Here is a 19623-nt window from a genome sequence, read left to right on the forward strand (position 1 = left end):
ATCGGTGTTGCGGCTAGGATGAATCGTTCGTCTTCGCGCACCTCTCGCACCTGGGCATACCTTATGAAACTCCATCCTGTCGTCGCGGCCGTCACCGACCGCATCCGAGGGCGCAGCCGCGACGGGCGCGAGCGCTACCTGCGGCTCATCGAGCAGATGGCCTCGCGCCAGCGCGGCGCCGATCGCATGGGCTGCGCCAACGTGGCCCATGCCTTCGCCGCCTTGCCGGCCAACGACAAGTTCAAGGTGGTGACCGAGCGGGCCCCCAACCTGGCCATCGTCAACGCCTACAACGACATGCTGTCGGCCCACGCGCCGCTGGGCGGTTTTCCCGAGGTGATCAAGGACGAGGCCCGCCGCCAGGGCGCCACCGCGCAGGTGGCCGGCGGCGTGCCGGCCATGTGCGACGGCGTCACCCAGGGCACGCCCGGCATGGAGCTGTCCCTCTTCTCGCGCGACGTGATCGCGCAGGGCACGGCCGTGGCCTTGTGCCATGACGTGTTCGACGGTGCGCTCATGCTGGGCATTTGCGACAAGATCGTCCCGGGCCTGCTGATCGGCGCGCTGCACTTCGGCCACCTGCCCACGGTCTTCGTGCCGGGCGGGCCCATGACCAGCGGCCTGTCCAACAACGACAAGGCCAAGGTGCGCGAGCAGGCGGCGCAGGGGCTGGTCGGGCGCGAGGCGCTGCTGGAGGCCGAGCAGAAGGCCTACCACGGCCGCGGCACCTGCACCTTCTACGGCACGGCCAACAGCAACCAGATGCTGATGGAAGCCATGGGCCTGCACGTGCCGGGCACGGCGTTCGTCAACCCCGACAACGAGCTGCGCGAGCAGCTCACGCGCGAGGCTGTGCGCACGGTGCTGGGCATCATCCGGCAGCGGCGCTTCACGCCGATCGGGCAACTGGTCGACGAGCGCGCCATCGTCAACGCGCTGGTGGCCCTGCTGGCCACCGGCGGTTCGACCAACCACCTGATCCACTGGGTGGCCGTCGCGCGCTCCGCCGGCATCACCATCGACTGGAACGATTTCGCCGAACTCTCCGCCGTCACGCCGCTGCTGGCGCGCGTGTACCCCAACGGCAGTGCCGACGTGAACCATTTCCAGGCGGCCGGCGGACCCGGCTTCGTCATCCGCGAACTGATCGACGCCGGGCTCATGCACGACGACGCGCTCACGGTGCGCGAGGGCGGCCTGCGGGAGTACACCCGCGAACCCGGCCTGCAGGACGGGCGGCTGGCCTGGCGTGACATCGGGCCCAGCCGCGACCCGCAGGTGGTGCGCCCCGCGGGCGAGCCCTTCGGCGCCACGGGCGGGCTGAAGCTGCTGCAGGGCAACCTGGGCCGCGCGGTGATCAAGGTGTCCGCGGTCCCGGCCGACCGCCACCTGATCGAGGCGCCCGCGCGGGTCTTCGACAGCCAGGAGGACCTGCTGCGCGCCTTCGCCGCCGGCGAGCTCGAGAACGCCTGCGGCGTCAACGGCGCGCGCGGCCTGGTGTGCGTGGTGCGCTGGCAAGGTCCGCAGGCCAACGGCATGCCCGAGTTGCACAAGCTCACGCCGCCGCTGGCGGTTCTGCAGGGCAAGGGCTGGAACGTGGCGCTGGTGACCGATGGCCGCATGAGCGGCGCGTCGGGCAAGGTGCCGGCCGCCATCCATGTCTCGCCCGAGGCGGCGGCCGGCGGTCCGCTGGCGCGCCTGCGCGATGGCGACCGGGTGCGGCTGGACGCCGTCGCCGGCACGCTGGAGGCGCTGGTGCCGCCCGACGAGTGGCAGGCTCGCACGCCCCAGGCCATGCCGGCCGCCATTCACGAAGACAACCAGCACGGCCTGGGCCGCGAACTGTTCGCGGGCTTCCGGCGTCGTGCGCTCAGCGCCGAAGAAGGAGCCTGCACATGGCTGTGAACGACAACCCGGGCCGCGAGGCGACCTTCAGCCCGCTGGAGGTGATGACCGACGCGCCGGTGATCCCCGTGATCGTGCTCGAAGACGTGGAGCATGCCGTGCCCCTGGCGCGCGCCCTGGTGGCCGGCGGCATCCGCATGCTCGAGGTCACGTTGCGCACGCCGGTGGCCCTGGCCTGCATGGAGCGCATCGCCCTGGAGGTGCCCGAAGCCGTCACCGGCGCCGGAACCGTGCGCAGCGCCGCCGATGCCGAAGCGGCCCGGCGTGCCGGCGCGCGCTTCGCCGTCAGCCCGGGCTACACCTCGGCGGTGGGCCGCGCCTGCCGCGACCTGGGCCTGCCGCTGCTGCCCGGCGTGGCCACCGGCAGCGAAATCATGGCGGCCGCCGAGGACGGCTACACCGAGCTGAAGTTCTTTCCCGCCATGCAGGCGGGGGGCCTGGCCATGCTCAAGGCCTGGGCCGGCCCCTTCACGGACGTGCGGTTCTGCCCTACGGGCGGCGTCACGCCGCTGAATGCGCGCGAGTTCCTGGCGCTGCCCAACGTGGTCTGCGTGGGCGGCTCCTGGCTGTGCCCGGTGGAGTCGGTGCGCTCGGGGGACTGGAGCCGCATCACCCAGCTGGCGCGCGACGCAGCGACCTTGCGTCGGTAAGTCCTGCGCCGCGGCGGCGGCGGCTCGGCCCGGCCGCTGCGCCGCCGTCCTACAGGGCCAGCCGCGCGACGTGGCCGAGACTGTGAGCCGAGTCAACAGCGAAGGACCGCCCCATGCGAATCATCCTCTGGATCATCGTGATCATCTTCCTGATCGGCCTGGCCGCCGTGCTGGGCCTGGGCAGCCTCATCTTCTGAACGTTACTTGACCAGCAGCACCGGCACCTCGGCGCCGGCCAGCACCTTCTGGGCGACGCTGCCCAGCAGGGCGCGGCCGAGGGCGCCGTGGCCGTGCGTGCCCATCACCACCACATGGGCCTTGGTCCGCTTGGCCGCGCGCAGGATCTGGTCGGCCGCGTGGCCCACCTGCCACTCGGCGCGGTAACGAATCTCGTGCTTGTCCATGAAGCGCCGGATCGGCCCCAGCACCTTCTGGGCTTCTTCCTCGTGGAACTTCTGCACGATCTCGGCGCCCACCGCCGAGCGCACCCGCGGTGGCACCGCCGGTTGCACGTTCAGCACCACGACCTCGTGCCCGGGCCCGCTGAGGTTGTCATGGGTGACCAGGAAGGCGAGGGCTTTCTTGGTGCAGCTGCTGCCGTCGGCGGCGAAGAGGATCTTCATTTTTCTTCTGTTCTCGTAAGGGGTTGAAAGCTGGTCGACCAGGCTGAGCGCGAGGTTAGCGCGACGGTCGGCCGCGCCCTTGATCCAGGTCAAGCCTGCGGCGGCGGCGGGCGATAGGCTCCCGCCATGTCCCATGTCCCGTCCCTGGCCGCGCCCGCGGCGTTCGGCGCGGCCGGCGCGTCCGCCGAGGCCGAAAGCCGCTGGAGCGCGCTCGACGACGCCGCCGAATGGGAGGCGTTCAGCCGTCCCGTCGCCGGCGTGCCCGGCACCTGGGAGTCGTACCTCGCGATCGAGGGCATGCACTGCGCCGCCTGCACCCTGCTGGTGGAACAGGCGCTGATGCGCGTGCCCGGCGTGCGCTCGGTGGATGTCAACGGCGCCAGCCAGACCGCCCGCATCGTCTGGGACCCCACCGCCGCCAAGCCCTCGGCCTGGCTCGCCGCGCTGCGCCCTGCCGGCTACGGCGCCATGCCCGCCGGCGACCTGCTGCACGCGGGCGCGCGCCTGAAGGCGCAGCGGCTGATGCTGTGGCGTTGGCTGGTGGCGGGCTTTTGCATGATGCAGGCCATGATGTATGCGCTGCCCATCTACGTGGCGGCCCCGGGCGAGATCACGCCCGACATCGAGGCCCTGCTGCGCTGGGGCGCCTGGATGATGACCCTGCCGGTGGTCCTGTTCTCCTGCTGGCCATTCTTCACCGCCGCCGTGCGCGACCTGCGCCAGCGCCGCATCGGCATGGACGTGCCGGTGGCGCTGGGCATCGCCATCGCCTTCCTCGCCAGCACCGCGGCCACCTTCGATCCCGGCGGCCCGTGGGGCGACGAGGTCTGGTACGACTCGGTCACCATGTTCGTGTTCTTCCTGCTGTCCGGCCGCCTGCTGGAGCAGCGGCTGCGCGATCGCACGGCCGGTTCGCTGCAGGCGCTGATGCGCCGGCTGCCCGGACGCGTCGAGCGCGAGACAGCCGACGGCGGCGTCGAGCAGGTGGCGGTGCGCAGCCTGCGAGTCGGGGACCGGGTGCGGCTGCGGCCCGGTGAGGTGTTCCCGGCCGACGGTCGCATCGAAGCCGGCCACACCCGCGTGGACGAGGCCCTGCTCACCGGCGAATCCGACGCGCTGGTGCGTGGCCCGGGCGACCCGGTGATCGCCGGCAGCCACAACTTCAGCGGCGCGGTGACCATGTCCATCGAGCGCCTGGGTCCAGACACGCGCTTCGCCGGCATCGTGGCCCTGATGGAGCGGGCCTGCGTCGACAAGCCGCAGCTGGCGCAGCTGGCCGACCGCATCGCCAGGCCTTTCCTGCTGGCGGTGCTGGCCGCTGCCGCGGTGGCGGCGGGCCTCTGGTGGGATGCCGGCGCGGCCCATGCCATGTCGGTGGCCGTGGCGGTGCTGATCGTCACCTGTCCCTGCGCGCTGTCGCTGGCCACGCCGGCCGCCAGCCTCACGGCGGCCGGTGCGCTGGCCCGGCGCGGGCTGCTGGTGCGGCGATTGCAGGCGCTCGACGCGGCGGCGCGGGTGGATACGGTGGTCTTCGACAAGACGGGCACGCTGACCGACGACGCGATGGCGCTGGGCGAGGTGCGGTGCCGCGCCGGGGTCGACCGAGCCGAAGGGCTTGCGGCCGGTGCGGCGCTGGCGTCAGCTTCGCTGCATCCCTTGTCGCGGGCACTGGCCGCTGCGGGTGGGGCCGGACTGCCGCAGGTGGCCGATGTGCGCGAGCAGGCCGGCCATGGCTTGCGCGGACGCTTGTGCACCGGCGCCCTGGCCGCGGGCCGACCGGACGGCGTGGAGCTGCGCCTGGGCTCGGCCCAGTTCTGCGATGCGCCCGAAGGTCATTCGCAACCAGGCTCAGCGCAGGCGCAGGTGCACCTGGCCGATGAGAGCGGATGGCTCGCAAGCTTCAGCTTCGGTGAATCGCTGCGGCCGCAGGCGTCGGAGGCGATTGCACGACTGCGCGCGCAGGGGCTGGACGTGCGGCTGCTCTCGGGTGACCGGCCGGCGGCGGTTCGGCGGCTGGCGGCGCGGGCCGGCATCGAGCATTGGGAGGCGGGTTGCACGCCCGAGGACAAGCTGTCCCGGCTGCGCGAATTGCAGCGCCAGGGACGGCGGGTGCTGATGGTGGGCGACGGCATGAACGACGGGCCCGTGCTGGCGGCGGCCGATGTGTCGGTGGCGATGGGGCAGGGGGTGCCGCTGGCGCAGGAGCGGGCGGACTTCATCGTGCAAAGCGGGCGGCTGGCGGCGGTGGTGTCGCTGGTGTCGCAGGGGCGTCGCACGACGCGGGTGGTTCGGCAGAACCTGGCCTGGGCTGCGATCTACAACGCGGCTTGCGTGCCGTTGGCGATTGCGGGGCAGATGCCACCGTGGCTGGCGGGGTTGGGCATGGCGGCCAGTTCGCTGGTGGTGGTGCTGAATGCGGCGCGGCTGGCTCGGGTGCCGGGGGGTTGACGTGGTTGATCGTTTTTGTATTTGTAGCGGTCGTGGGAAGCCGGGTCTCGCCCCGGCGGGCGAGTCACTTTCTTTTGCTTCGCCAAAAGAAAGTGACCAAAGAAAAGGCGACCCCACTGTCTGCGTCCCTCGCCGCCCTTCGGGCGCCGAGGGCAACCTGCGGTGCTCGGGTGGCGGGGGAAGCGCAGAAACTCGCCCCGGCGGGGCTCCGACATCTGCGCTTCTTTTCCCCCGCCGCCCTGCGCTCCTCGGCGCAGCCACAGGGGATTTTCTTCACGGGCCATCGCTGCGCTCGGCCTTCGATGGCGCCCTTCACCGACCCCGTTCTCCCTGAGCTTGTCGAAGGGCCCGCCCTTACCCCGTTCGCCCTGAGCCCGTCGAAGGGCTTGCGCACAACCCCCTCGATCACCACCCCTGATCCCATGGACATCCTCTTCATCCTCGTCCCCCTGTCCGTCGTCCTCGCCCTCCTGATCCTCGGCGGGCTGGCCTGGGCCGTCTGGCGCGGCCAGTTCGAATCGGTCGACGCCGAAGCCGAGCGCATCCTCGAACCCGATTGAGTTCGCGCGGCCTCTCGCCGCACCGCCGCTTGACCTGCATCAAGCCTCGCGCACCCCCCGCACCGGACACTCGCTGTCATCCTCAACGGTGCATTCCATGACAACAGCTACTCTGGCTCCGACGGTCCGCTACCACGACACGGTGGTGCGGCAGTTCTCACTCATGGCCGTGGTCTGGGGCGTGGTGGGCATGCTGGTCGGCGTGTTCATCGCGGCGCAGCTTGCCTGGCCGGAACTCAACTTCGGCATCTCCTGGCTCAGCTACGGCCGGCTGCGGCCGCTGCACACCAACGCCGTGATCTTCGCCTTCGGCGGCTGCGCGCTGATCGCCACCAGCTACTGGGTGGTGCAGCGCACCTGCCATGTGCCGCTGTTCGCACCCAAGCTCGCCGCGTTCACCTTCTGGGGATGGCAGGCGGTCATCGTGGCGGCGGCCATCAGCCTGCCCCTGGGCTACACCTCGGGCAAGGAATACGCCGAGCTGGAGTGGCCCATCGACATCCTGATCACGCTGGTGTGGGTGGCGTACGCCATCGTTTTCTTCGGCACCATCGGCACGCGCAAGGTGCGCCACATCTACGTGGCCAACTGGTTCTACGGCGCGTTCATCCTGGCCGTGGCCATCCTGCACCTGGTCAACAGCGCCGCCACGCCGGCCGGCTGGATGAAGTCGTACTCGGCTTACGCCGGCGTGCAGGACGCGATGATCCAGTGGTGGTATGGCCATAACGCGGTCGGCTTCTTCCTCACCGCCGGCTTCCTGGGGATGATGTATTACTTCATTCCCAAGCAGGCCGAGCGCCCGGTCTACAGCTACCGCCTGTCGATCGTCCACTTCTGGGCGCTGATCTTCACCTACATGTGGGCGGGCCCGCACCACCTGCACTTCACCGCGCTGCCCGACTGGGCGCAGTCGGTGGGCATGCTGTTCTCGCTGATCCTGCTGGCGCCCAGCTGGGGCGGGATGATCAACGGGATCATGACCCTCTCGGGTGCCTGGCACAAACTGCGCGATGACCCCATCCTGCGCTTCCTGATCGTGTCGCTCTCGTTCTACGGGATGAGCACCTTCGAGGGCCCGATGATGTCGGTCAAGACGGTGAACGCGCTGTCGCACTACACCGACTGGACCGTCGGCCACGTGCACGCCGGGGCGCTGGGCTGGGTGGGCCTGATCTCCATGGGCTCGCTGTACTACCTGATCCCGCGCCTGTTCGGGCAGAAGAAGATGTACAGCGTGCCGGCCATCGAGCTGCACTTCTGGATCTCCACCCTGGGCATCGTGCTGTACATCGCCGCGATGTGGATCGCCGGCGTGATGCAGGGCCTGATGTGGCGCGCCGTGAATGCCGACGGCACCCTGACCTACACCTTCGTCGAATCGGTGAAGGCCACCTATCCCTACTACGTCATCCGCTTCATCGGCGGCGTGCTGTACCTGGGCGGCATGCTGGTCATGGCCTGGAACACCTGGATGACCGTGGCCGGCGGCCGCGCCGTGCGGCTGGCCGTGCCGGCCCCGGCCCACGCCTGATGCGCCCGATGCGAGCGACGAGGACCTATCCATGAGCAACACCCCAACCCCCACCGGCTTCTCGCACGAGAAGGTCGAGACCAACAACTTCCTCATGATCGTTCTGATCCTGCTGGTGGTCGCCGTCGGCGGCCTGGTGGAGATCGTGCCGCTGTTCTTCCAGAAATCGACCACCGAGGCCGTGCAGGGGGTCAAGCCCTACACCGCGCTGCAGCTGGCCGGCCGCGACATCTACCTGCGCGAAGGTTGCTACAACTGCCACTCGCAGATGATCCGCCCCTTCCGCGCCGAGACGCTGCGCTACGGCCACTACTCGGTGGCCGGCGAGTTCGTCTACGACCACCCCTTCCAGTGGGGCAGCAAGCGCACCGGTCCCGACCTGCACCGCGTGGGCGGCCGCTACAGCGACGAATGGCACCGCGTGCACCTGAACAACCCGCGCGACGTGGTGCCCGAGTCGAACATGCCGGCCTATCCCTGGCTGGAGCGCAACAAGCTCGATCCGTCCGAGCTGCCCACCAAGATGCGCGCGCTGCGCCGCGTGGGGGTGCCGTATTCGGACGCCGAGATCGCCGAGGCGCCAGCCGCCGTCAAGGGCAAGACCGAGATGGACGCGCTCATCGCCTACCTGCAAGGCATGGGCCTGAGTCTGAAGTGACCCCCCCGAAGCGCCTTCGGCGCCTCCCCCCAAGGGGGGCGCAACCAGCGGCCCGGCAAAGCCGGTTCCGCGGTTGCACCGGAACGGCCTGCCGCTGCGCGGCGGCGGGAAGCACCCGCCTCGGTGGGACGCGCTTGAATGGTCTTCGTTATGCAATGGATCACTGACATGGACATCAACACCCTGCGCATCCTGGCGACGCTGCTGTCGTTCGCCACCTTCGCCGGCATCGCCTTCTGGGCCTATGCCCGCGCCAACCGTGGCCGCTTCGACGAGGCCGCCGCGCTTCCCTTCCAGTTCGACGAGATGAACGACAACGAGGTGCCGCGATGAGCGACTTCAACGGCGATTTCTGGTCGGTCTACGTGGCCGGCCTCACCCTTGTGAGCATCGTGGCGTGCCTGCTGCTCCTGTGGATCACCGCTCGCAAGAAGGTGGCGGCCGACGCCGACAACACCACCGGCCACGTCTGGGACGGAGACCTGCGCGAGATGAACAACCCCATGCCACGCTGGTGGGTGTGGCTGTTCGTGGGCACCATCATCTTCTCGCTGCTGTACCTGGTGGCCTACCCGGGCCTGGGCAGCTACCAGGGAACGCTGGGCTGGAGCACCGCCGGCAATTACCAGAAGGAGATGGAGCGGGCACGCCAGCAGCTCGAGCCGCTCTATGCGCAGTTCACCGCGCGCAAGCCCGAAGAACTGGCCGGCGACGTGCACGCGATGGGCATCGGCGAGCGCCTGTTCATGAACAACTGCGCGCAGTGCCACGGCTCGGACGCACGCGGCAGCAAGGGCTTTCCCAACCTGGCCGACAAGGACTGGCTGTGGGGCGGCTCGCCGGACAAAATCGCCGAGACCCTTCACCAGGGCCGCACGGGCGCCATGCCGCCCATGGGGGCGGCCGTCGGCGGGGCCGACGACGTCAAGAACGTGGCGCACTACGTGCTGAGCCTGTCCAAGGCGCCGCACGATTCGCTGCGGGCCCAGCTGGGCAAGTCCAGGTTCACCGCCTGCGCGGCCTGCCACGGCATGGACGGCAAGGGCAACACCGCCCTGGGCGCGCCCAACCTCACCGATGACGTGTGGCTGCACGGCTGGGGCGAGCAGGCCATCATCAACATCATCAACAACGGGCGCACCAACCACATGCCGGCCCAGCAGAAGCTGCTCACGCCCGAGCAGATCCACGTGCTGTCCGCCTATGTCTGGGGCTTGTCGAACAAGCCGGAATGCGTCCGTGAGGCCATGAGTCCGGGGCCGTTCGCACCCAGGGATCGCCCGTGAAAGTCATCCCCATCATTCCCGAGCCGGCGCCTGCCGGCGAGCAGTCGCTGTACGAGGCGCACCAGAAGATCTACCCGCGCAGCACCAGCGGGCGCTTCGCGCAGTGGCGATGGATGTTCGTGTTCATCACGCAGCTGGTGTTCTACGGGCTGCCGTGGGTGAACTGGGGCGAGCGCCAGGCGGTGCTGTTCGACCTGGCGGCGCGGCGTTTCTACCTCTTCGGGTATGTGCTGTATCCGCAGGATTTCATCTATCTCACCGGCCTGCTGGTGATCAGCGCGTTCAGCCTGTTCCTGTTCACCGCGGTGGCGGGGCGGCTGTGGTGCGGCTTTGCCTGCCCGCAGACGGTGTACACCGAGATCTTCCTGTGGATCGAGCGCAAGCTCGAAGGCGACCGCACCGCGCGCATGAAGCTCGATGCAGCCCCCTGGACCGCGCGCAAGTGGCTGCGCAAGGGCGGCAAACACCTGATCTGGGTGGCGCTGGCGCTGTGGACCGGGTTCACCTTCGTGGGCTATTTCACGCCCATCACGGTGCTGGGGGGCGAGGTTCTCGACGCCCGCATGGGCTCGTGGGAGACCTTCTGGGTGCTGTTCTACGGCCTGGCCACCTGGGGCAACGCCGGCTTCATGCGCGAGCAGGTCTGCAAGTACATGTGCCCCTATGCCCGCTTCCAGAGCGCCATGTTCGACAAGGACACGCTGATCGTGAGCTACGACGCCGGGCGCGGCGAGCCGCGCGGTTCACGCGGCCGCCGCGACGATCCCGCGGCCATGGGCCTGGGGTCCTGCGTCGACTGCACCTTGTGCGTGCAGGTCTGCCCCACCGGCATCGACATCCGCAACGGCCTGCAGTACGAGTGCATCAGCTGCGCCGCCTGCGTGGACGCGTGCGACGGTGTGATGGACAAGCTGAACTATCCGCGCGGCCTGATCCGGTTCACCACCGACAACGCGCTGACCGGCCGCTGGGACAAGGCCCGGTTGCTGCGACGCGTGCTGCGTCCGCGGGTGCTGGTCTACACCGTGCTGCTCGGCGCACTGGTGCTGGCCCTGGCGGGCAGCCTGGCCGTGCGCATGCCGCTGAAGGTGGACGTGGTGCGCGACCGCGCCTCGCTCGCCCGCATCGTCGGCCAGGGCCGCATCGAAAACGTCTACCGGCTGCAGATCATGAACGCCACCGAACAAAAGCAGCGCTATCGCGTCACCGCCGCCGGCCTGCCCGGGCTAACCGTGGCGTCGGACGCCGAGTTCGAGGTCGATCCGGCGCAGTCGCGCTGGGTGCCGGTGCGGCTGCAGGTGCCGCCCGATGCCGCCGCGCCGGGCTCGCACCCGGTGCACTTCCGCATCGAGAGCGTCACGGGCGATGCGCACGTGAGCGAGAAGTCCGTTTTCCTGGTCCCACGTTAGAGGATTCATTCCATGGAACCCATCGAAAGCCCCGGCCCCGCAGCCGCTCCGTGGTGGCGCCACGGCCATGTCTGGCTGGTCATCGCCGGGCCCGTGGTCGCCGTGGTGGCCGGCTTCACCACCCTGTTCCTGGCGCTGAGCACCTCGGATCCGCTGGTCGCGCAGGACTATTACCGGCAGGGCATCGAGATCAACCGCACGCTGGCGGCCGAGTCCGCCAAGGCCCTGATGCCGGCCATGCAGGGACGCAATCACGCGGCCACGCCGGCCCCGGCGCAGTGAAAGGCCACCCCGAAGCGCCTTCGGCGCCTTCCCTCGAGGGCCGCCACCGGCGGCGCGGCCAAGCCGGTTCCGCGGTGGCCCGCGCCTGCAGGGTCTGCTTTCATGCATGACGGATGATGCGCAGCATCGTGGAGAACTCATATGAGTGACGTCACCCCCGCTCCGGCATCGCCTGCCCGCCTGGCCATGGTCGTGGCGTGGCCGGCCTTCCTGTCCGCCTGCCTGCTCGAAGCCGCGGTGTTCGCGCTGGTCGACCCGCTGGAGCTGTCCTGGGCCGGCGGCCCCCTGGGCTGGACGCGGCAGGCGGTCTACACCGCCGGCTTCTTCGTCTTCTGGGCGGCCGGGCTGCTTTCGGGCGTGCTGTCGGTCTGGCTGCTGCGGCAGGGAGAGCCTGGAGCCCGCGTGCCGGTGACCGGCTGATCAGGTCGCGCCCTGGGCTCGGGCTCGGGCGCGGGCTGCGGTACAAATGGGGCTTCCTCACCAGAACCCCTGCAGTACCCCCGTGGCCATTCCCCTCCTGAACGAAGCCGATGCCGCAGGGCGCCTCGCGGCCCTGCTCGACTCGGCCATGGACGCCATCATCAGCGTCGACGAGCAGCAGCGCATCGTGCTGTACAACCGCGCCGCGCAGCAGACGTTCGGGTGGCCGGCCGAGCAGGTCCTGGGCCGACCGATGGAAATGCTCATGCCCGAGCGTTTCCGCCGCTCCCACGCGGGGCACGTGCGCCACTTCGCCGAGACCAACGTCACCTCGCGCCGCAAAGGCGAGGGCATGGTGCTGTACGGGCTGCGCGCCGACGGCTGCGAGTTCCCGATGGACGCCTCCATCTCGCAAATGGACACGGCGGAGGGCAAGGTGTTCTCCGTCATCGTGCGCGACGTCACCGAGCGGGTGAAGGCGCGGCAGGACCTGGCGCGCTTTGCCACCGAGGCCAGCGCCATCCGCGAACAGGAGAAGACCCGCGTCGCCCGCGAGCTGCACGACGAGCTGGCCCAGTCGCTCACCGCCCTCAAGATGGATGCGATGTGGGTGCGCGAGCAGATCGGCGCTCGCCCGCAGGACGCCGCCGACAAGCTGGCGCACATGCTGGAGATGCTCGACGACTGCGTCGCCGCCACCCGCCGCATCTCGGCCGACCTGAGGCCGCTGGTGCTGGACGACCTGGGCCTGGTGCCGGCCATCGAGTGGCTGGTGCAGAACTTCGTGCAGCGGTGGGGCGTGGCTTGCGAACTCGACATCGACGAATCGCTGGAACTGCCCGAGCCCTATGCCACCGCCGTCTTCCGCATCGTGCAGGAATCGCTGGTGAACGTCGCCAAGCACGCGGGCGCCAGCCGGGCCTGGGTGCGCATCGCCCGCGAAGGCCGCGAGATCGTGCTGTCGGTGCGCGACGACGGGCGGGGCTTCGTCACCGAGGCGCCGCGCAAGCCGCAGTCCATCGGCCTGATCGGCCTGCGCGAGCGGGCCACCCTGCTGCGCGGCACGGTGTCCATCGCGTCGACGCCCGGCCAGGGCACGCGGGTCGAGGCCCGCATTCCGGCCGAGCCGGGGGAGGGCGCCGCATGATCCGCCTGGTACTGGCCGATGACCATGCCATCGTGCGCGAAGGCCTCAAGCGCATCATCGAAGCCGCTTCGGGCTTCCAGGTGGTGGGGGAGGCGGGCGACGGCTCCGAGGTGCTTCGCCTGGTGCGCGAATTCGAGTTCGACCTGCTGGTGCTCGACCTGTCCATGCCGGGGCGCAGCGGCATGGAGCTGATCCGCCTGGTCAAGGCCGAGAAGCCCCGGCTGCGCATCCTGGTGCTGAGCATGCACCAGGAGTCGCAATACGCCGTGCGCGCCATCAAGTCGGGTGCCAGTGGCTACCTCACCAAGGAAAGCGCGCCCGCCCTGCTGGAGCAGGCCCTGCGCAAGATCGCCGCGGGTGGCGCGTGGGTCAGCGCGGATGTCGCGCAGCAACTCGCGCTGGGCGCGATGCCGGGCAGCGAGCAGGCCCCGCACGAGGCGCTGTCGGCGCGCGAGTTCGAGGTGTTCAGGCTGCTGGCCTCGGGGATGTCGGTGACCGACATCGGCACGCGCTTGAGCCTGTCGGTCAAGACGGTGAGCAGCCACAAGGCGAACCTGATGCACAAGCTGGGGCTGGGCAATTCCGCCGAGCTGGTGCGGTACGCGATGCGGCACGGGCTGGTGGAGAGCTGAGGGTTGCTCCGACGACGGACGGTGGCTGGCGCAGCGCCTGCCGAACCGGGCGCGATCGGATCAGGGCTCCGTGCGGCCCAGCGCCGTGACCAGCTGCTCGCGCAGCCACACGTGAGAGGCCACGCGCTCGCTGCGCTCGTGCCACACCAGCTCGTACTTGACCGGCGACAGCGTGAACGGCGGGTCGAGCAGCGCCAGGCCGTAGTGATCGGCCACGGCCCCCGCATAGAAGCGCGGCATCAAGGCCATCAGGTCGGTGCCCTGCAGCATGGGCGGCACACAGGAGAAGTGGCTCACCAGGATGGTGACCGTGCGCTCGATCCCGGCGTAGCGCAGCGCTCCGTCCGCATACGTGAAGAGGTCGCCATTGGGTGAGACGCCCACCTGGTGCACGGCCTGGAAAGCCTCCAGGGTCCACGGCTTGGCCAGGGCCGGGTGGCCGCGCCGGCACAGGCACACGTAGTCGTCGGTCCACAGCGAACGGCGGCGCAGGCTCGGTTGCAAGGCGTAGAACAGGCCGAGCCCGAAATCCAGCGTGCCCTGCTCGAGCCGCAGCTCCGATTCGCCGAAGGTGCGCATGGGCATGGAAAGACGCAGGTGCGGCGCCTGGTCCTGCAACTGCTGGACCAGCTTGGGCATCAGCAACTGCGCGATCATGTCGTTGACGGCCAGCGTGATCGTGCCGCGCGCCGTGAACGGATCGAACTCGCCCGGCAGCACGGCCCGACGCAGCACCTGCAGCGCGTCCTGCACCTCGTCCCAGAGGTTGATGGCGCGCGGGGTCGGTTTCACCCCGCCGGCCGTGCGCACGAACAGCGGGTCCTTGAGGATCAGGCGCAGGCGCGCGAGGGCATGGCTGACGGCGGACTGGGTCAGCGCCAGGCTGTCGGCCGCGCGCGTGACGCTGCCTTCGCGCATCACGGCATCGAACACCTGGAGTCCGTCCAGGTCGATGCGGCCGATCAGCTTGTCGCCCATCGTGCCCGGCTAGTCGAGCGAGAGGCCGGCCGACTTCACCACCTTGCGCCACTTCTCGGTGTCGGCCATGACGAAACGCGTGAACTCGGCCGGGCTGCTGCCGGCGGCGGCGGCGCCTTGTTCGTTGAACCTGCGCACCATCTCCGGCTCGCGCACGACGGCCGAGGCATCGGCCGCGATCTTGTCCAGGATGGAGGCAGGCGTGCCAGCCGGCGCGAACAGGCCGATCCACGTGGTGGCTTCGAACCCGGGCACCGTTTCGGCCACGGTCGGCAGGTCGGGCATGCTGGGCAGGCGCTGCAGGCCGGTGACGGCCAGCGCGCGCAGCTTGCCGGCGCGCACCTGCGGCAGCATGGCCGGGATGTTGTCGAATGCAACCTGCACCCGGCCCGCCACCAGCTCGCCGACGGCCTGGCCACTGCCCTTGAACGGGATGTGCGTCATGCGCGTGCCGGTGGCCTGCATGAACAGCTCGCCGGCCAGGTGGACCGATCCGCCGTTGCCCGTGCTGCCGAAGTTGAACTCGCCCGGCCGCTCCTTCAGCAGCTTGATCAATTCGGGCACGCTGCGTGCCGGCACGTCGGGGTGCACGACCAGCATGTTGGGGAAGGTGGCGACCAGCACCGCGGGCGCGAAGTCGCCGAGCTTGTAGGACAGCTTCGGGTTCACGGCCGGAGATACCGAGTGGGTGGAAGCCGTGCCCATGAGCAGGGTGTGCCCATCGGGCGTGGCGCGCGCGACCAGCAGCGAGCCGATCGCGCCGGTGCCACCGGCCTTGTTGTCGACGACAACCGCCTGGCCCCAGCGTTCCGTCAGCTGCTGGCCGATCATGCGAGTCTGCACGTCGGTGGCCCCGCCGGCCGCGAACGGCACGACGATCTGCACGGCCTTCCTCGGCCAGCTCTCTGCGGGGGCAGCGGTCTGGCCGATGGCGGGCAGCGCACAAAGACTGGCCAGGGCGGCCAGCACGTGCCGGCGGTTGCGGGAGTGGGGGGTCATGGTGTCGTCTCCTTAAAGATTAAAGTAATCGCGGGCGTTGCGGTAAAGCACCTTCTCCAGCACTTCCTCGGAATAGCCTTCGCTGCGCCAGTCGGCGATCACCTTCTCGTAGCGAAGCACCGGGAAGTCGCAGCCGAACATGATCCGGTCCTGCATGCGTCGACCGATCTCCTTCTTGAGCGACGGTGAGAACTGGCGCGGCCCCCATCCATGCAGCTCGTAGTGCACATTGGGCTTGTGCAGCAGGATCGCGATCATCTCGTCCTGCCACGGGTAGGCCGGCCGCGCAGCCAGGACCCGGAGCTCGGGAAAGCGTGCGGCCACGAAGTCGATGTGTCGTGGGTGGCCATCGTCCAGCAGGTAGCCGCCCCCGCCGGGCAGCCCCTGGCCAATGCCGGTGAGGCCGGTGAGGATCATCACCGGCAGGCCGGCATCGATGGAGCGCTTGTAGAACGGCGTCCACAGGGGATCGCTCGCCGGAACGCCGGTCACCTGGCCGTTGACACAGAAACCCACGAAGCCTGCCTTCGCGTCGAGGCAGCGCTGGAACTCGGCCAGCGCCTCCGCCCCACGACGCGGATCGAACTGCAGCCAGTGCCCGGCGATCACGTCGGGGTGCTTGCGCTGCTCGGCAAAGGCGTAGTCGTGCATTTCCCGCATCTGCTCGATGGGCAGGAACTTGGTGAACGACAGGTCGAGGATCACGCGTGCGTTGTTCCGGCGGAAGTACGCCGCCTGTTCGTCCTCGGTGAAGAACTGCACCTCGGTCTTCCAGATCGCGGCCTGGCGCGCGAGCTCTTCGGGCGTGCGGAAGATGTAGCCGCGGCGGGTGCCCCAGTGCGAGTGGCAGTCGATGATGTTCATGGTGCTCCTGCAGTCGGTTCAGCGGCGGTCGATCAGGCGGCGGATCTTGGACGTGGACGAGAGGCCCGTGAGCGGATCGAGCTCGCCGGCCGCGGCTGCCTCGAGAATCAGCTTCACCCCCAGCGCCTCCTTGATACGCAGTGCCAGCTCGGCCTCGACCTGGGTTCGCACAGCCTCGTCGGCTGGCGCGCTCAGCTCGAACATGACCGTCATCTCCTCGCGACCTTGCGAGTCCTTCGCGACCACGCAGACGAACTCGCCATTCGTGGCCGCGTGCTCGGCGACCAGTGCCCCCACGGCTTCCGGAAACAGGTTGGTGCCGCGCAGCTTGACCATGTTGTCGGCCCGGCCGAACAGCTTGCTGATGCGCCGGTGGCAACTGCCGCAAGGGCAGGGTGCGCCCCCCACCCAGGAGGTGATGTCGTTGGTATTGAAGCGGATCATGGGCGCCACGTGCTTGAACAGCGTGGTGAGATACATGACGCCACGCTGGCCAGCCTCGTGCACCTGCTCGCCCGTGTCGATGTCGATCACCTCGGCCACGAAGGCGTCCTCGAACACGTGCATGCCGCTGCGATGCTCGCAGTCCGACGCGATCGAGCCGAACTCGTTGGCGCCGAAGGTGTCGTACACCGGCGCGCCCCACAGTTCCTCCAGCGCCGCGCGATCTTCCAGTCCCAGGTGCGCGATCAGCGACTTCACGCCCAGCGTGCGCGGATCGATCCCCATCTCGTCGCGCGCCACCAGGGCGAGCTTTCGAAGGTACGCCGAGAAGCCCACCAGCACATTGGTCTTCCAGGCCCGCATGATCTCGATCTGCCGCCGGCTAGGCGTCTGCGCGCCCGAGCCGGTCATGACCGGCACCGCGCCCGAGTACTTCCAGATGCCTTCACGCGCCAGGAAGCCGCCGTTGGACAGGCCCGTGGACAGCACGACCTGCACCAGGTCGAAGGGCCGCACGCCCTGCATGGCGAGCCGGCGGCCGGTGATGATGTTCATCACCTCCCGGTCGCGCGGCGAGTACAGCATGGGCCGCGGCAAGCCGGTGGTGCCGCCGCTCGTCTGCAGCACCAGCGGCAGCGGCGCATCGGTCAGCGGATCGAGACCCGACAGGTCGCCCCAGGGCGGGTTATGGGCCAGTGCGTCGCGCAGGTCATGGACGGAGAAGGGCGGCAGGTCGCGCAACTGCTCCAGGCTGCGGATGTCGCCACGCCTGATGCCGGCCTTGCCCCAGTGCTTTTGATAGAAGGGAATCTGCCAGCCCCGCTCCACCTGCGCCAGGAAGCGTTTTTCCTGCAGGGCTTGCAGCTCGTCGCGCGAGGCCTTGTAGACGCCATCGAAGTACTCGGGCGCTGGCGGAAATTCGCGCCAGAGCGCCTCGAAATCCAGGGAATCCCAGTAGCGCGGGATGCTGCCGCGCGCGCCGGCCGAGCTTGTGTGGGGTGCTGCAGTCACGATGCCAATCCGTTGAAGTGCAACAGATCATCGAAGCGTGGCTGCCCCCTGTGATGAAGGGATTAGGGAAGGCTCATTCTCTGGATTCATGAGCCTTCATATGACCGTCGCTAGAACAGCTCCAGCGTGCCCGGCCCTGGTTCGCGCGCAACGAGCTTCGCCGGCTGCGGAGCAAGTTCGGCCTTGACCAGCTTGCCCACCCGCACGCCCAGCAGCCGCAGCCGCCGGCCCAGGTCCACCCGCTTGAGGCATTGGCCGCCCGCCTTGCGAATGGTGGCGGCGTCGGCCGTGTAGTGGTCCAGGGTCTGGTCGCGCGTCGCGATGCGGAAATCGTCGTAGCGCAGCTTGATGCCGATGGTCCTGCCCAGGTAGCCCTTGCGGCGCAGGTCCTCGGCCACGCGTTCGCACAGGTCGCTGAAGATCGCGCCCAGCTCGGCCCGGTCGCGCACCGGGTGCAGGTCGCGCTCGAAGGTGGTCTCGCGGCTCATGGACACGGGCTCGCTCTCGGTCACCACCGGGCGGTCGTCGCGGCCCCATGCCGCATCGTGCATCCAGGCGCCGTAGCTGCGGCCGAAGTGCTCGACCAGCCAGTCGCGCTCGCGCGCGGCGATGTCGCCGATGGTGTGCAGGCCCAGCGCATGCAGCCGCGTCTCGGCCTTGGGCCCGATGCCGTTGATCTTGCGCACCGCCAGCGGCCAGATGCGTGACTGCAGGTCTTCCGGCTGCACGATGGAAATGCCGTTGGGCTTGTCGAACTCGCTGGCCATCTTGGCGATGAGCTTGTTCGGCGCCACGCCGATCGAGCAGGTGAGGCCGGTGCGCTCGAAGATGGCTTTCTGGATCAGCCGCGCCAGTGCCCGGCCGCCTTGGCGCTGGCCCCCGGGCACCTCGGTGAAGTCGATGTAGACCTCGTCCACGCCGCGGTCCTCCACCACCGGCGCAATCTCGCGGATGGTGGCCTTGAAGGTGCGCGAGAAGCGGCGCACCTCCTCGAAATCCACCGGCAGCACCAGGGCCTGCGGGCACAGCCGCGCGGCCTTCATCATGCCCATCGCCGATCCCACGCCGAACTGGCGGGCCGGGTAGGTGGCCGTGGTGATCACCCCGCGACCCACGTAATCCTTCAGCCGCGGGAACGCCTCGGGCGGGATCTCGCTCAGCGGCCGGTCGGCGAAGCGCCCGCGCAGTTCTTCATCGACCGTGCGCCGTCCGCCGCCGATCACGATGGGCAGGCCCTTGAGCTGCGGATAACGCAGCAGCTCGACCGACGCGAAGAAGGCGTCCATGTCGAGGTGGGCGATCCGGCGGTCGGGCATGGGGAGTGGATTTTCGCCGGTTCAGACCGCGGCTTTTTTTGCCGGCGGCACGGCTGCCTGAGTCAATGAACTCACAGTCCAACGCCATCGGTCGTGTGGCATGTCGGCCTATCCGTTCCCAGCATCCCCCCGTTCGGGCTGAGCCTGTCGAAGCCTTCCCTCGCGAGCCCTCCAGCATCCCCCCGTTCGAGCTGAGCCTGTCGAAGCCGTCCCTCACGAGCCCTTCGACGGGCTCAGGGCGAACGGATTGGGTCGCGAGCCCTTCGACGGGCTCAGGGCGAACGGAGGTGAGGTGCCGAGCGCCGGGCGAAGCCCAGCCACGCGAGCCCTCCAGCATCTGAATCGCCCCGAGATTCCTGGAGGCCAGTTGGTTTAAGTCAGGCCACCGCGGTGGGGGCCTGATTGGCGAATTGCCGGTAGTAGTTTGCCTCAGCCTCTGCCGGCGGTATGTAGCCGA

20 protein-coding genes are annotated in these 19623 nt (G+C 69.2%); 14 read left to right on the plus strand and 6 right to left on the minus strand.

Features of this window, described 5'->3' with window-relative positions; all coding sequences use genetic code 11:
- Window positions 1-63 precede the first annotated feature (63 nt).
- The 3 genes from edd to JI739_RS24965 all read left to right on the plus strand — a co-directional run bounded on the left by edd (window position 64) and on the right by JI739_RS24965 (window position 2752).
- Window positions 64-1905 carry a phosphogluconate dehydratase gene (gene edd / locus JI739_RS11805; protein ID WP_201684088.1) on the plus strand — a complete coding sequence of 614 codons (1842 nt, stop codon included), beginning with the start codon at window positions 64-66 and terminating at the stop codon, window positions 1903-1905.
- Window positions 1896-2555: a bifunctional 4-hydroxy-2-oxoglutarate aldolase/2-dehydro-3-deoxy-phosphogluconate aldolase gene (gene eda, locus JI739_RS11810; protein WP_201684089.1), complete on the plus strand. Its 660-nt coding sequence runs from the start codon at window positions 1896-1898 to the stop codon at window positions 2553-2555. The genes edd and eda overlap by 10 nt, the downstream gene beginning before the upstream one ends.
- A 113-nt stretch (window positions 2556-2668) precedes the next feature.
- Window positions 2669-2752 carry a small membrane protein YohP gene (locus JI739_RS24965; protein WP_494338068.1) on the plus strand — a complete coding sequence of 28 codons (84 nt, stop codon included), beginning with the start codon at window positions 2669-2671 and terminating at the stop codon, window positions 2750-2752.
- Window positions 2753-2755: 3 nt separating this feature from the next.
- On the opposite strand, the gene JI739_RS11815 is transcribed toward JI739_RS24965, so the two are convergent.
- Window positions 2756-3178 (minus strand): universal stress protein, encoded by a 423-nt coding sequence (locus tag JI739_RS11815; protein ID WP_201684090.1) that lies wholly within the window; start codon window positions 3176-3178, stop codon window positions 2756-2758.
- Between the two features lie 126 nt (window positions 3179-3304).
- Here JI739_RS11815 and JI739_RS11820 point away from each other — a divergent pair, with 126 nt between their 5' ends.
- The 11 genes from JI739_RS11820 to JI739_RS11870 all read left to right on the plus strand — a co-directional run bounded on the left by JI739_RS11820 (window position 3305) and on the right by JI739_RS11870 (window position 13554).
- Entirely contained in the window at window positions 3305-5626 is a 2322-nt protein-coding gene (locus JI739_RS11820; RefSeq protein ID WP_201684091.1) for a heavy metal translocating P-type ATPase, read from the plus strand.
- A 422-nt stretch (window positions 5627-6048) separates the two neighbouring features.
- Window positions 6049-6186: a cbb3-type cytochrome oxidase assembly protein CcoS gene (gene ccoS, locus JI739_RS11825; protein ID WP_201684092.1), complete on the plus strand. Its 138-nt coding sequence runs from the start codon at window positions 6049-6051 to the stop codon at window positions 6184-6186.
- 97 nt (window positions 6187-6283) lie between these two features.
- Window positions 6284-7720 carry a cytochrome-c oxidase, cbb3-type subunit I gene (gene ccoN, locus JI739_RS11830; RefSeq protein ID WP_201684093.1) on the plus strand — a complete coding sequence of 479 codons (1437 nt, stop codon included), beginning with the start codon at window positions 6284-6286 and terminating at the stop codon, window positions 7718-7720.
- A 31-nt stretch (window positions 7721-7751) separates the two neighbouring features.
- Window positions 7752-8378 carry a cytochrome-c oxidase, cbb3-type subunit II gene (ccoO, locus tag JI739_RS11835; protein WP_201684094.1) on the plus strand — a complete coding sequence of 209 codons (627 nt, stop codon included), beginning with the start codon at window positions 7752-7754 and terminating at the stop codon, window positions 8376-8378.
- A 168-nt stretch (window positions 8379-8546) separates the two neighbouring features.
- A complete protein-coding gene (locus JI739_RS11840; protein WP_201684095.1) occupies window positions 8547-8711 on the plus strand; it encodes a cbb3-type cytochrome oxidase subunit 3 in 165 nt (54 codons plus the stop codon).
- Window positions 8708-9664 (plus strand): cytochrome-c oxidase, cbb3-type subunit III, encoded by a 957-nt coding sequence (ccoP, locus tag JI739_RS11845; protein ID WP_201684096.1) that lies wholly within the window; start codon window positions 8708-8710, stop codon window positions 9662-9664. The genes JI739_RS11840 and ccoP overlap by 4 nt, the downstream gene beginning before the upstream one ends.
- Window positions 9661-11073: a cytochrome c oxidase accessory protein CcoG gene (gene ccoG / locus JI739_RS11850; RefSeq protein WP_201684097.1), complete on the plus strand. Its 1413-nt coding sequence runs from the start codon at window positions 9661-9663 to the stop codon at window positions 11071-11073. Before ccoP ends, ccoG begins: the two co-directional genes overlap by 4 nt.
- Before the next feature lie 12 nt (window positions 11074-11085).
- Window positions 11086-11355: a FixH family protein gene (locus JI739_RS11855; RefSeq protein WP_201684098.1), complete on the plus strand. Its 270-nt coding sequence runs from the start codon at window positions 11086-11088 to the stop codon at window positions 11353-11355.
- A gap of 141 nt (window positions 11356-11496) precedes the next feature.
- A complete protein-coding gene (locus JI739_RS11860) occupies window positions 11497-11775 on the plus strand; it encodes a hypothetical protein (RefSeq protein ID WP_201684099.1) in 279 nt (92 codons plus the stop codon).
- Window positions 11776-11857: 82 nt separating this feature from the next.
- Window positions 11858-12922, plus strand: coding sequence for a PAS domain-containing sensor histidine kinase (locus tag JI739_RS11865; RefSeq protein WP_354003715.1), 1065 nt, complete (start codon window positions 11858-11860; stop codon window positions 12920-12922).
- The gene (locus JI739_RS11870; protein ID WP_201684101.1) at window positions 12919-13554 is read left to right on the plus strand and encodes a response regulator; all 636 of its coding nucleotides are present in this window, start codon (window positions 12919-12921) and stop codon (window positions 13552-13554) included. The genes JI739_RS11865 and JI739_RS11870 overlap by 4 nt, the downstream gene beginning before the upstream one ends.
- Before the next feature lie 60 nt (window positions 13555-13614).
- On the opposite strand, the gene JI739_RS11875 is transcribed toward JI739_RS11870, so the two are convergent.
- From JI739_RS11875 to JI739_RS11895, 5 genes are all read right to left on the minus strand, one after another.
- Window positions 13615-14532, minus strand: coding sequence for a LysR family transcriptional regulator (locus JI739_RS11875; protein ID WP_201684102.1), 918 nt, complete (start codon window positions 14530-14532; stop codon window positions 13615-13617).
- A gap of 9 nt (window positions 14533-14541) precedes the next feature.
- On the minus strand, window positions 14542-15531 hold the full coding sequence (locus tag JI739_RS11880; RefSeq protein ID WP_201684103.1) for a Bug family tripartite tricarboxylate transporter substrate binding protein: 990 nt from the start codon (window positions 15529-15531) through the stop codon (window positions 14542-14544).
- Between the two features lie 12 nt (window positions 15532-15543).
- The gene (locus JI739_RS11885) at window positions 15544-16395 is read right to left on the minus strand and encodes an amidohydrolase family protein (RefSeq protein ID WP_201684104.1); all 852 of its coding nucleotides are present in this window, start codon (window positions 16393-16395) and stop codon (window positions 15544-15546) included.
- Window positions 16396-16413: 18 nt separating this feature from the next.
- Window positions 16414-17850 carry a phenylacetate--CoA ligase family protein gene (locus tag JI739_RS24850; protein WP_201684105.1) on the minus strand — a complete coding sequence of 479 codons (1437 nt, stop codon included), beginning with the start codon at window positions 17848-17850 and terminating at the stop codon, window positions 16414-16416.
- Window positions 17851-17960: 110 nt separating this feature from the next.
- Window positions 17961-19166, minus strand: coding sequence for a Y-family DNA polymerase (locus JI739_RS11895; RefSeq protein ID WP_201684106.1), 1206 nt, complete (start codon window positions 19164-19166; stop codon window positions 17961-17963).
- Between the last annotated feature and the right edge of the window lie 457 nt (window positions 19167-19623).

The organism is Ramlibacter aurantiacus, from assembly GCF_016722895.1.
In the GTDB taxonomy this organism is placed as follows: Bacteria; Pseudomonadota; Gammaproteobacteria; order Burkholderiales; family Burkholderiaceae_C; genus Ramlibacter; species Ramlibacter aurantiacus.